10 protein-coding genes are annotated in these 11,966 nt (G+C 64.4%); 7 read left to right on the plus strand and 3 right to left on the minus strand.

Going from position 1 to position 11,966, the window contains the following annotated elements; genetic code table 11:
* Positions 1-112: 112 nt before the first annotated feature.
* The 3 genes from VKR55_RS18950 to VKR55_RS18960 form a co-directional block, all read right to left on the minus strand.
* Positions 113-358, minus strand: coding sequence for a hypothetical protein (locus tag VKR55_RS18950; protein WP_324405611.1), 246 nt, complete (start codon positions 356-358; stop codon positions 113-115).
* A 22-nt stretch (positions 359-380) separates the two neighbouring features.
* Positions 381-1,085: an SDR family oxidoreductase gene (locus VKR55_RS18955; RefSeq protein ID WP_324405613.1), complete on the minus strand. Its 705-nt coding sequence runs from the start codon at positions 1,083-1,085 to the stop codon at positions 381-383.
* 253 nt (positions 1,086-1,338) lie between these two features.
* Positions 1,339-3,138, minus strand: coding sequence for a thiamine pyrophosphate-binding protein (locus VKR55_RS18960; protein ID WP_324405614.1), 1,800 nt, complete (start codon positions 3,136-3,138; stop codon positions 1,339-1,341).
* A 316-nt stretch (positions 3,139-3,454) separates the two neighbouring features.
* Here VKR55_RS18960 and VKR55_RS18965 point away from each other — a divergent pair, with 316 nt between their 5' ends.
* The 7 genes from VKR55_RS18965 to VKR55_RS18995 all read left to right on the plus strand — a co-directional run bounded on the left by VKR55_RS18965 (position 3,455) and on the right by VKR55_RS18995 (position 11,757).
* Entirely contained in the window at positions 3,455-4,348 is an 894-nt protein-coding gene (locus VKR55_RS18965) for an IclR family transcriptional regulator (RefSeq protein ID WP_324405616.1), read from the plus strand.
* Between the two features lie 152 nt (positions 4,349-4,500).
* Positions 4,501-4,845, plus strand: coding sequence for an ABC transporter substrate-binding protein (locus VKR55_RS18970; RefSeq protein WP_324405617.1), 345 nt, complete (start codon positions 4,501-4,503; stop codon positions 4,843-4,845).
* 5 nt (positions 4,846-4,850) lie between these two features.
* On the plus strand, positions 4,851-5,738 hold the full coding sequence (locus VKR55_RS18975; RefSeq protein ID WP_324405618.1) for an ABC transporter substrate-binding protein: 888 nt from the start codon (positions 4,851-4,853) through the stop codon (positions 5,736-5,738).
* 30 nt (positions 5,739-5,768) lie between these two features.
* Positions 5,769-6,644 (plus strand): branched-chain amino acid ABC transporter permease, encoded by an 876-nt coding sequence (locus VKR55_RS18980; RefSeq protein ID WP_324405620.1) that lies wholly within the window; start codon positions 5,769-5,771, stop codon positions 6,642-6,644.
* Positions 6,641-9,178: a branched-chain amino acid ABC transporter ATP-binding protein/permease gene (locus VKR55_RS18985; protein ID WP_324405622.1), complete on the plus strand. Its 2,538-nt coding sequence runs from the start codon at positions 6,641-6,643 to the stop codon at positions 9,176-9,178. Before VKR55_RS18980 ends, VKR55_RS18985 begins: the two co-directional genes overlap by 4 nt.
* A gap of 57 nt (positions 9,179-9,235) precedes the next feature.
* On the plus strand, positions 9,236-10,195 hold the full coding sequence (locus tag VKR55_RS18990; RefSeq protein ID WP_324405624.1) for a sugar ABC transporter substrate-binding protein: 960 nt from the start codon (positions 9,236-9,238) through the stop codon (positions 10,193-10,195).
* Positions 10,196-10,353: 158 nt separating this feature from the next.
* The gene (locus VKR55_RS18995; protein WP_324405625.1) at positions 10,354-11,757 is read left to right on the plus strand and encodes an MFS transporter; all 1,404 of its coding nucleotides are present in this window, start codon (positions 10,354-10,356) and stop codon (positions 11,755-11,757) included.
* The last annotated feature ends 209 nt before the right edge of the window (positions 11,758-11,966 follow it).

The following is an 11,966-nucleotide window of genomic DNA, read 5'->3' on the forward strand; positions in this document are numbered from 1 at the left end:
GCTCGCTCGCATCGCCGGCACGCCACAAGGCCGGCTCACTGAGCTGCTGCCCTGGGAATGGAAGAAGACCCCCGTCGAGTCCGCTGCCTGATCGGACCATCGCCCCACGCGATTATCCCGCGGCCCTCACCGGACGGTTACCGAGCACGTGATAGATCTGCTCCTGGACCTTGTGCTTGTGGCGCGCGACATGGGCCATCGGCTGGTACATCGAGATGCGGTAGTCGATGTGTCGCGAGCCCGCCGTTTCCGGCATCACCAGCGGCTTGGACAGCGCGCCGCCGAAATGATTGGGAAACTCGCGCCATGGCACTTCGGCGATGTTGCGGATGAAGGCGCCGTTCTTGTCCAGAGCCATGTCGGGTTCTCCCAGGATGCTTTCAGGTGACCAGCGCGCCGCCGTCGAGATAGATCGTCGATCCCGTCATGAAGCCGTTGGTCATGCAGACGGCGATCAGCCGTGCAACGTCCTCGCCGAGGCCGACGCGGCCGACCGGCAGGCTAGCTGCGGTTTTCGCCAGCATCTCCTTGCGCGCCTCTTCCGGCATCGCGGCGCGGATCGGGGTGTCGATGATGCCCGGCGAGACGCAGTTGACGCGCACCGGCGCGAGCTCGAGCGCCAGCGCGCGCGCAAGCGACTCCAGCGCGGCATTGGCGGCACTGACGATGGCCGAGTTCGGCCGCGGCCGGACGCTGAGGAAACCCGAGACCAGGGTCAACGATCCCCCTTTGCGAAACTCGGCGGCCCGCGCCACCCGCCAGGCGCCCCAGAACTTGCCTTCGAACGTGGAACGCACGTCTTCCATCGCCACCGTCTTGAACGGCCCGGAGCGGAGCTGCGCCGCGGTGACGACGACATGGTCGACGGGACCGGAGCTCTTGAACAGGTTGACGACGCTCTTGTCGTCGGTGACGTCGGTCGGGATCGCGATCGCGTTCAGCCGCTCCGCCACCGCGTCGAGCTTGGCGGCGTTGCGGGAAGCGACGATGACGTCGGCGCCTTCACGCCTCGCCAGTTCCGCGATGGATAGGCCAATGCCGGACGAACCGCCAACGACCACGATCTTCTTGCCTGCAAGCTGCATGTGTCTCCTTGCTTCGTTTGAGCCGGTTCAAGCTTCGATTCAGGGTCAAACCTCATAAAATAGCAGAAGAATGCCCCCGTCATTGTGAGGAGCCAACAGGTCCGCGCCAACGGGTCGCGCGAATGCGCGCCCGATGACAGGCTCCGCGCGGTCCGATGACAGGCTCCGCAACGAAGCAATCCCTCTATCCCCATGCCGCGATATGGATTGCTTCGCTTCGCTCGCAATGACGGGACATTTCATGAGTTTGACCCTAGGCCGGCTGATAGCGCGTGCCGATGCCGGCCTTGCTCTGGCCGAGCCCCGGTAGCTCCCAGACGCCAGCGCCGGCCGGGTTGATGTCGGCGGCGATGTCGACGTCGATGAGATAAGGCTTGTTGGCGGCAATGCCCTTGCGGATCGCATCGCCAATATCGCCGGCGCGATCGACCCGCACGCCCTCGACGCCGCAGGAGCGCGCCATCGCCGCGAAATCCGGATTGTAGCGCGCCCCGGTCCTGGGATCGTGGAAGTCGGTCGCAAGCTCGCGGCCGCCGAGATAGCCGCGCTGCAGCCCGCGAATCGAGGCGTAGGCGTAGTTGTTCCAGACCACCCAGACCACGGGCAGATCGTATTCGACCGCGGTGCCCAGCACATTGGCATGCATGAAGAAGGCGCCGTCGCCGCAGACCGAGACGCAGGGCCGCTCCGGCGCGGCATATTTCGCGCCGAGCACGCCGGCGACGCCAAAGCCCATCGGACCGAAGCCCATCGAGCCGATCAGCGAATCCGGCCGTCGCGGCTTGCAGAAGCCGAGCAGCCAGTTGTGATGCACGCCGATGTCGCTGACGAGGATCGCATCCTCCGGCAGCGCCTTGTCGATCTCGAGCGCGGCGCGCTGCGGATTGACCGGCGTGGAGTCGTCGGAGAAGCCGGGCGCGACGAACGTGTCCCATTCCTTGCGATAGATATCGATCTGCGCCAGCCATTTTTTCCGCGCGTCCGCCTTGGCGTCCGTGTTGGTGCGACGATCAAGCTCGGCATGGACCTGACGCAGGAAGGTGCGCACGTCGGCCATCAGGCCGAGCGTGACCGGATAGTTGCGGCCGATCTCCTCGGGGTCGATGTCGACATGAATGAGCTTCGTCGGCGGAATGGTGAAGGAGTAGCCGGGAATCCACGAGCTCGATGTGCGGTCGTCGAAGCGCACGCCGAGCGCGAGCAGCACGTCGGCCTGGCGCGCGGCGTGGTTGGCCTGGTAGTGGCCGGCGCGCGCGACGAGACCGAGTGCGAGCGGATGATTGACATCGAGCGCGCCGAGACCGCTTGCCGAAGCCGCGACCGGAATCTGCAGCCGCTCGGCAAGCCGCTTCAATTCCTCCGCCGCGCCGCCATAACGCACGCCCTGGCCGACCAGGATCACCGGCTGCTCGGCTGACAGCAGCATGTCGACGGCCTTGACGACGCCATCGGGATCAGCGCCGCAGCGACTGGAAATATTGGCGTTCCACGCAATCGCGTTCGGTGCCTCCTCGGCAGCCGATTCCATGAACACATCAAAAGGCACGTCGAGCACGACCGGGCCGGGCCGCCCCGTGACCATGGTCTTCCAGGCCTGCCGCACCGCAAGCGGCACCATCTCGCCCCGGGTCGGCTGGAACACCTTCTTGCAGATGGTGCGCACCGTCGATGGAAAGTCGGCCTGATGGTGCCGGTACATTTCCTGGAACGCACCACGGTTGAACTGGCTGGTCGGCACATTGCCGGTCACCGCCATGAACGGCACGGAATCCAGGAACGCGTTGGCAAGCGAGATCGGCAGGTTGGCCGAGCCTGGGCCGCAGGAGGTGAAGGTCGCCGTCGGCCGCCCCGAAACGCGGTAGTAGACGTCGGCCATGAAGCCCGCGACGCTCTCGTGGTGCACCGAGATGGTCTTGATCTCGTGGCTGCGCTCATAGAGCGCGTCGATGAACTGGATATTGCCGTGCCCGCACAGGCCGAAGACCTGCGGCACCTTTTCCTGGATCAGATAGTCGACAATGACCTGGGCGCCATTGAGCATGTTTCCTGCCATGTGCGTTCTTCTCCTTGCTCGACAACTGCCCCTGACGCCGCCCTCGTGGGGTGGGCAAAGTGCCCACGTCCGCCGTAGCTCAACCGAGCGAAGGCGGAAGCGTGCCCACCACTCCCGAGCATGGCGTCCATGGTGGGCACGGCGCTGCCGCGCCTTTGCCCACCCTACGGCAGCATCGACAGCGGCGACCCTATGTCTCATAATACTGTACGTCAATTGCTATTGTAGTATGCTGCCGGACGGCAGCGCCCTCCCTCCACTTCCCTCGAGCGTGCGGCCTGCTACAGTTCGGCCTTGCCGAATGCGGAGAGTTGACTTGAAAGCGCGCGCCAAGCCGAAACCTGCCGAGAAGCCGTCAGCCACGCGCCGGTCCGCGATCGCGCGACTCCTGCCCTCGACGGAACCCAATATCGACGATGAGGCGGAGGAGCGGCAGCGCGCCGGCGTGCAGTCGCTTGGCCGCGCCTTCGCCATCCTGGAAGAGATCGCGCGCCACCGCGAGGGCATTGGCCTTGCCGAACTCTCCAAGCTGGTCGGCCTGCACAATTCCACGACCTTTCATCTTGCGAAAACCATGGTGTCGCTCGGCTATATCCGCCAGGAGCGCGACTCCAAGCGCTACCGGGTGGGGCGGCCGCTGTTTGCGCTGGCGGCGAGCGCGCTCGACGAGATCGAGATGGTCAATCTAGCCACGCCGATCCTGGAAGACCTCTCGCGCGAAACCGGTGAAAGCGGCCATTTTGCCGTGCGGATGGGCGATGCGGTGATCGTGATTGCGCGCACGTCCGGCCCCGGAGCGTTTCAATTGACCGACCGCGTCGGCGTGGTGCGCCCGGCGCATTGCACCGCGCTCGGAAAAATCATCCTCGCTTCGCTCCGTCCCGATCAGCTCAAGCGCTTCCTGGAGCGCGTTGAGCTCAAGCCATCGACGAAAAAGTCGATCACCGACCCCGCGGTGCTCTTGAAAGAGATCGCCGAAATCCGCCGCAGCGCCATCGCCTTCGACGACGGCGAGTTCAATCCGGAAGTCCGCTGCGTCGCCGTGCCCGTCTACAATTTCACCGGCGATGTCGTCGGCGCGCTCGGCATTTCCGGTCCGATCTGGCGCATGACCGACCAAATGATCCAGTCGCGCGCGAAAATCGTCAAGGCCGCGGCGAATCGCCTCTCGGCGGAATTCGGCGCCGCCAGCTTCACAAAGCCTCTCTAGACCGACTTAAGGCGAAGTCCTGCGGCGCTTTTGGCGTTGACACGGCGGCCTGTGTCCGCAGATACTCTCCCGCAATAATAAATTGACTTTCATATTCTCGCATAGACGGGATGCCGCGCGAAGAGCCGCGGAAAAGGCACGGGAGGAGACCGATGACACGCTACAATCGCAGGACGGTGTTGAAGGCAGGCGCGGCGCTGGCAGGCAGCTCCGCGCTGGGCTTTCCTGCCGTCGTCCATGCTCAGGCCGACAAGATCAAGATCGGCCATCTGACGCCGCTGACCGGTTTCCTCGGCGCGCTCGGCGCCTATGCCCAGCTCGGCATCCGCATGGCGGCGGAAGAGATCAACACCTCAGGCGGCATGATGGGCCGCCAGATCGACCTCCTCTCGGAGGACTCGGTCAACCCCGCAACCGCTGCGACCAAGGCGCAGCGCATGCTGGACCAGGACGGCGTCGCCTTCCTGATGGCGAGATCAATTCGGCCTCGGCGCTGACGATCATGCAGGTCGCCGAGCGCAACAAGCGCCTGTTCATGCAGATCGGCGCGCGCTCGGACGCGCTGCGCGGCAAGAACTGCAACAAATATACCTTCCACGTCGACATTCCGAACACGGTGATGGTGAACGCGGTCGGCAGGGCGCTGGTGCGCCAGAACATGGTGAAGGACAAGAAGTTCTTCACGCTGACGGCGGACTATATTTTTGGCCACGACCTCCTGAACGCCGCCAAGCGCTTCTTCGCCGCCAACCAGGGCAATCTGATCGGCGACGAGTTGATCGCAACCGACGTCACCGATTTCAGCCCGTATCTCCTCAAGATCCGGCAGGCCAAGCCCGATGTGGTCTGCTCAAATCTCGCCGGCAACCAGGTCACGACGCTGATCAAGCAATATGCCGAGTTCGGCCTCCCCTACCCGATCGTCGGCTTCAACCTCAACACCGCGGATGCCTGGGCCGCCGGCGACGGCAATCTCTCCGGCACCTGGCCGACGGTCTGGTACCACACGCTGGATGTGCCGGCGTCGAAGACCTTCGTCGCCAACTTCATCAAGAAGCACGGCAAGCCGCCGGAGAACCACGCCTGGATCGAATACATCTCGCTGAAGATCATGGCGCAGGCGATCAACGCGACCAAGTCGACCGAGACCGACAAGCTGATCGCCTATCTCGAGAAGGAAACGGAGTTCGATATCCTCAAAGCCCGCAAAGGCCACTTCCGCAACTGGGACCATCAGTTGATGCAGGAGGCCTATCCCTTCACCGTCAAGCCCAGGGGCGAAGCCAAGGATCAATGGGATATCATCGCGCTCGGCGCCGCCGTGCCGGATGCCAACGAGCCGCTGGAATCGCTGGCGCCGACGCGCGAGCAAAATCCCTGCTCCCTGTAATCGAGGCGCCCTCGCCTCCTGGATGACAGCATGCAGTTCGGATTCCTGCTGGAACAGGTGGTGAATGGCCTGGTGCTCGGAGGTTACTACCTCCTGATCGCGCTCGGGCTATCGCTGATCTTCTCAGTCGGTGGCATCGTCAATCTCGCGCATGGCGCGTTCTATGCGCTCGGCGCCTATGCATCCGTCGAGATCACGCGATATCTCGGCTTTGGGCCTGCGGTGGTGCTGTCGCCGGTCGCGGTTGCGCTGCTCGGCATCTTGTTCGAGCGCTTCATCCTGCGTCGCTTCTATACCGCCGATCCGATCCTGAGCCTGCTCGTGACCTTCGCCCTTGCGATGGTCACCGAACAAGCGATCCGCATGATCTGGGGCGCGGCGCCGCTGTCTGCCGCGATCCCGCCGGTTTTTCGCGGCTCGGTCTTTGTCGGCGACTTCCTGTTCTCGCGCTACCGGCTGCTGATCCTCGCGGTGGTCATAGTCGTGCTGCTTGGTGTCTGGCTTCTCTTGCACAAGACGTCGTTCGGCCGCGTGGTGCGCGCCGGCATTCAACGGCCCGACATGGTCGCAGCGCTCGGCATCCGCTTGCAGCCCTATATGACTGCAATCGTGATGCTCGGCGTCGGCATGGCCGCGCTCGGCGGCGCCTTCTTCGCGCCGATCACCATCGTGCATCCGGCGATGGGTTCGGAGATCATCACCGTCGCGTTTGTGGTGGTCGTGATCGGCGGGCTCGGCGGCTTCTGGGGCGTGGTGCTTGCCGCGCTCCTGGTCGGCGTGGTTCGCGGCATCACCATCAACTTCGTCCCCGCTGCGGGCGAAGCCTCGATCTACATCCTGATGTTCCTGGTGCTGCTGGTACGCCCGCGCGGGCTGCTCGGCGAGCGCATCGAGAAATTCGAATGAAAACGTCGCCGGCGCAGAAATACCGGCCGCTCGCAATCGCGGCGCTGGCGCTGGCCGTGCTGCCCTTTGCGCTGCAGGCGCTTGGGCTGTCGCTCAACACCGGCATTGCGGTCGTGGTGTTCGCCATCGCCGCCATGGGGCTCAATCTCTGCATCGGCTATACCGGGCTGGTGTCGTTCGGCCATAGCACCTGGTTCGGCATCGGCGCCTACGCCGCCGGGCTGATCCAGCTCAACTGGTTCCCGGGTCAAATCTGGCTGCCGCTTGTGTTGTCGATGATCCTGGTGGCCTTCGCCTCCACCATCATCGGCGCCGTCATCCTGCGCCGCCGCGGCGTCTATTTTTCACTGCTGACGCTGGCGCTTGCGGCCCTGAGTTACACCATCGCCTTCCGCTGGAGCGCGGTCACCGGCGGCGAGGACGGCCTGGGCGGGCTGAAGCGCGGCAGCCTCGGCCCGATCGATCTCGACGGCGTGCTCGCCTATTACATCCTGGTCGCCGTGATCGCGCTCGTCGTGCTCTATTGTCTGATCCGCCTGGTGCGCTCGCCGTTCGGTCATGTGCTGGTCGCGATCCGCGAAAATCAACTCCGCGCCACCTTTCAGGGCTACCCGGTCGAGCGCTACAAGCTCGCGGTGTTCGTGATCTCGGCCGTCGTGACGGGCGTTGCCGGCGCGCTTCTGGGGTTCCAGAACTATCTGGTCTCGGCTGAATCGGTGTCGGTTCCGCTTGCCGGCGAGCTTCTCGCCATGGTTGTGATTGGCGGCATGCGCAGCCAGCTCGGTCCGGCACTTGGTGCGCTGTTCTTCATCCTGTTTCGAGAGCTGTTTTCGATCTGGACTGCGGACTGGCTGCTGTGGTTCGGGCTGATCTTCGTTGGCTTCGTGATGTTCTCGCCGGAAGGGCTGGTCGGCCTCTGGAAGCAGGTGATGCGGCGTCTTCGCACCGCCCCGGAGGAAGCCGCCGCCATGAGCAAGCGCAGGATCTACAACGACTTGCCGCTGCCTTCGTTTCTGAAACCGCAGCGCCTCGAAGGAACGGTGCTGGAGGTTACGGGCGTCTCCAGGCAGTTCGGCGGCATCCACGCGGTCAGCAACGTCAGCCTGAAGGTCGGCGCCGGAGAGATCCACGCACTGATCGGTCCCAACGGCGCCGGCAAGACCACGCTGTTCAATCTCGTCTCCGGCCTGCTCCCGGCCGATCACGGCACGGTCAAGCTCAACGGTCGCGAGATCCAGGGCGTTCCGTCGGAGGTGATCTGCCATCAGGGGCTGGCGCGCTCGTTCCAGATCACGAACCTGTTCAAGGGCCTCTCGATCTACGAGAATCTTCGGCTGTCCCTGCAGGCGCAAAGCCCCGGCCGCTTCAACCTCTGGCGCGACATCGACAGTTTCGCGAACATCCACGCGGAAACTGCAGAACTATTGAAGTTTTTGGGGCTCGAGGGCATCGAAGCAATCGAAGGCGGCGAGCTCTCCTATGGTGGGCAGCGGCTCGTCGATCTCGGCATCGCGCTCGGCTCCAAGCCGCAGGTTCTGCTCCTGGACGAACCGCTCGCGGGGCTTGCCGCCGCCGAACGCGAGCGCGTCTCGAACCTGGTCCAGAACATCGCCGCCAACATCCCCGTGCTGATCGTCGAGCACGACATCGATCGCGTGCTCGGCTTCTCCAGGACCGTGACGGTGATGAATCAGGGCGAAGTGTTGATGACCGACACGCCCGCGGCCGTGCGCGCCGACCGCCGGGTGCAGGAGATCTATACCGGCAAGGGGGTTCCCGAGGTCACGCATCAGCGCGCCGAGGACGCAGACGCCGATGCGGCGCCCCTGCTCCGGTTCGACCGCGTCAACAGCTTCTACGGCAAGAGCCATATCCTGCATGACGCCACGCTTGACGTCCGCGACGGCGAGATCGTGGCCCTTCTCGGCCGCAACGGCGCCGGCAAGTCGACGCTGCTCAAGACCGTGGCCGGCCTGGTCCCGGCCGCCTCCGGCGGAATCGAATTTCGCGGCCACGACCTCGCCAAATGTCCCGCTCCGGATATCGCCCGGCTCGGCATCGGCTATGTGCCGCAGGGCCGCGGCCTGTTCGCCGGGCTCACGGTGCGGGAAAACCTGGCGCTCGGACGGCTCGCGCGCCAGACCGACGGCTCGACCGGCGTGGTCTGGGACGAGGCGCAAATCTTCCACTATTTCCCGCGCCTGAAAGAGCGGATGGACGTCGCCGCCGACTATCTCTCCGGCGGCGAGCAGCAGATGGTGGCGGTCGCGCGCGCCATGTCGGGCAACGTGAAGCTCCTGCTCCTGGACGAGCCGTTCGAGGGACTGGCGCCGGCGGTGACGCTGGAGCTGTTTTCCGTGTTCGACCGGCTGCGCCGTCACATGGGCATCGTGATCGTCGAACACAATCTCGACCTCGTGCTGGCGCTGGCCGACCGGGTGTTCGCCCTGGAGCGCGGCGCGGTGTTCCATCAGGGACCCGCCGCGCCGCTGTTGACCGATCTCGACTACCGCAAGAAAATCCTCTGGCTTTGATTTGTTCGTCATTGCGAGCGAAGCTCGCAATGACGGCAGCCGCACAGAAGGGTTGTCATGCGCTATCTCGTAGCCGGTCTGATCGCTACCTCCATGGTGTTGTTTATGCCACAGTCCCAAGCCGCCGAAAGCAGCATCACCATAGCCGTCTTCACCAAGAACGCGACCAATCCGGCCTATGCCGCCTTCCGCCTCGCCGCCGACCAGGTCGGGCAATCGGAAGGGGTGCAAATCAAGCATTACGTCCCGAAGCAGCCGGATAACGTCAATGAGCAGAAGGCGATGGTCGAGGAGGCGCTCAAAACTCGCCCCGACGTGGTGGTGTTCATCCCGGTCGATGACGTCGCCATGGTCGATTCGGTGAAGAAGCTCAACGACGCCGAGATTCCCATCGTGCTCGCCACCAATCCCCTGCCCGGCCGTTTCGTCACTTATGTCGGCGCCGACGATTTCGACATCGGCTATCGCGAGGCGCGCTATCTCTTCGACAAGCTCGGCGGCAAGGGCCAGATCGTCATCCTCGAGGGCAAGGCGGGCGCCCCGACCAGCCGCGAGCGGCTGCGTGGCTACCAGAAGGCGCTGCACGAGACGCCGGGAATCCAGGTGCTCGCCTCCGCTCCCGGCAACTACCAGCAGGCCGACGGCAAGCGGGTGATGGCCGGCTTTCTGAAGGATTTTCCGCAAATCGACGCGCTGCTGTCGGCCAATGACAGCATGGCGCTGGGCGCGCTGGAGGCGCTGAAGGAGGCAAACCGCACCACCACCGTGGTCAGCATCAACGGCATCCTGCCGGCGGTGAAAGAGATCGAGGCCGGCAATATCCTTGCGAGCGTCGACTTCAACATGTTCAAGATCGGCTGCGCCGCAACGCTCGCCGCCGTCCGCTACCTGCACCGCCAACCACTGCCGGACAAGGTGATGCTGCCGGCGGAGATCATCGACAAGAGCAACTACAAGACGTGGCTCGAGCCGGTCGAGCAGCGCAAATGCCCGGATTGGGCCGGAGCCGTGCAGTAGGTCTTGCCGCGAAAACTGAAGTCGATCCGCTCTCCCTGTGCGAAGCATCTGAAGGTCGTCCCGAAACGGGCATAATGGCGCACCGCATACGCCCATGCAGCGGCACGCCTGTGGGACTCTCCAAAGCCGTAGTACATGCGGCTTTGGAGAGATTCTGGATGCTTGAAAAAACGGCAGTGAAGCCGCCTTCCCCGCCCCTCTCAGGCGGCGTGCCGGATGGTCTGCCTTGGGAGCGCCGGCGCTGGGCGATCTCGGCGATCTTCACGGCGCTGGCAATGGCCTCGCTCGACACCGTCATCGCCAACGTGGCGCTGCCGGCGATCGCGGCGGACCTGCATGTCAGCCCGGCCGAAGTGGTCTGGGTGGTGAACGTCTACCAGATCGTTCTCGTCGCCACGCTGCTGCCGCTCGGCGCGCTCGGCGAGATCATCGGCCATGAACGCATCTATCTCGGCGGACTGCTCTTGTTCACGATCGCTTCGCTCGGCTGCGCGCTGGCGTGGTCGCTGCCGAGCCTCCTGGTCGCGCGGACGCTGCAGGGACTGGGCGCGAGCGGCCTTATGAGCGTCAACACGGCGCTGGTGCGTTTCGTCTATCCAAGCCGCATGCACGGCCGCGGCTTCGGTCACAATGCGCTCGTCGTCGCAATCTGCTTCACGCTCGGGCCGAGCGTCGCCTCGGGCATCCTTGCGCTCGGGCCCTGGCCGTGGCTGTTTGCGGTCAACCTGCCCTTTGGCATCATCGCTCTCTTGATCGGCATGAAGACTTTGCCGAGGCTGCCGCGCCAAAAGCACACCTTTGACTTTCTCGGTGCTGCGCTCGCCGCCTGCTGCCTTGGTCTCTTCATCGTCGCGATCGGCGGCGCCGGGCATCAAGCGCCGCCCGCTCTCGTGCTGGGCGCGTTTGTCGCCGCGCTTTCGATCGGCTGGATCCTCACCCGGCGGCATGCCGATCACCCCGCGCCGATGCTGCCGATGGACCTGTTCCGGCGGCCGCTGTTTGCGTTGTCTGCGGCGACCGCGATCTGCTCCTTCGCGGTGCAGGGCCTCTCCTTTGTCGCGTTGCCGTTCTATTTCGAGGACATCCTCGGCCGCTCGCAGGTCGAGACCGGCTTGTTCATGACGCCGTGGCCGCTGGTGGTTGCCATCATGGCGCCGATCGGCGGCCGGCTATCCGACCGTTTTCCTGCCGGCATTCTCGGCGGCCTTGGCCTGGTGCTGCTCGCGCTCGGCATGGCGCTGCTGGCGTTGCTCCCGCCAAGTCCAGGCGTCGTCAACATCGTCTGGCGCATGATGCTGTGCGGATTCGGCTTCGGCTTCTTCCAGACGCCGAACATGAAGGCCATCATGTCGAGCGCGCCGCCGCATCGCTCGGGCTCCGCCAGCGGCATTGTCGCGACCGCGCGCCTGATCGGACAAACCACCGGCGCCGCAATGGCTGCGCTCTGTTTTGGACTTGTCCCGCATGACGGCGCAACGCTGGCGCTTGCGTTGGGTGCCGGCTTTGCCGGGTTGGGCAGCGTGATGAGTTTCTTGCGGCTGACGGTTGCGCCATTCGCGTAGCGGGCAGGCGGCGCCATACGGAACAACACCAGCCGCTCGAGATGGCAAAGCGCGATGGGATCAGGTTCGATCGCCATCGCGCGTTAAAGCGCGATGATTTGAAGATGAATCATCATCGCGCTTTAGCTCTTTGTTTGCGCATGATCTCCGCGCAAACGCGTCGCGTTTGTCGCGAGTGAAAACCGCTGAACACTTTTCCGGATCATGCG

This window comes from Bradyrhizobium sp. (assembly GCF_035309285.1).
Classification (GTDB): domain Bacteria; phylum Pseudomonadota; class Alphaproteobacteria; order Rhizobiales; family Xanthobacteraceae; genus Bradyrhizobium.

What these genes read in the sequence shown, in the direction of transcription:
- VKR55_RS18995 (WP_324405625.1), top strand. Translation starts at nt 10,354, where the DNA reads ATGCTTGAAAAAACGGCAGTGAAGCCGCCTTCCCCGCCCCTCTCAGGC.
- VKR55_RS18960 (WP_324405614.1), bottom strand. Translation starts at nt 3,138, where the DNA reads ATGGCAGGAAACATGCTCAATGGCGCCCAGGTCATTGTCGACTATCTG.
- VKR55_RS18970 (WP_324405617.1), top strand. Translation starts at nt 4,501, where the DNA reads ATGACACGCTACAATCGCAGGACGGTGTTGAAGGCAGGCGCGGCGCTG.
- VKR55_RS18955 (WP_324405613.1), bottom strand. Translation starts at nt 1,085, where the DNA reads ATGCAGCTTGCAGGCAAGAAGATCGTGGTCGTTGGCGGTTCGTCCGGC.
- VKR55_RS18980 (WP_324405620.1), top strand. Translation starts at nt 5,769, where the DNA reads ATGCAGTTCGGATTCCTGCTGGAACAGGTGGTGAATGGCCTGGTGCTC.
- VKR55_RS18985 (WP_324405622.1), top strand. Translation starts at nt 6,641, where the DNA reads ATGAAAACGTCGCCGGCGCAGAAATACCGGCCGCTCGCAATCGCGGCG.
- VKR55_RS18975 (WP_324405618.1), top strand. Translation starts at nt 4,851, where the DNA reads ATGCAGGTCGCCGAGCGCAACAAGCGCCTGTTCATGCAGATCGGCGCG.
- VKR55_RS18950 (WP_324405611.1), bottom strand. Translation starts at nt 358, where the DNA reads ATGGCTCTGGACAAGAACGGCGCCTTCATCCGCAACATCGCCGAAGTG.
- VKR55_RS18990 (WP_324405624.1), top strand. Translation starts at nt 9,236, where the DNA reads ATGCGCTATCTCGTAGCCGGTCTGATCGCTACCTCCATGGTGTTGTTT.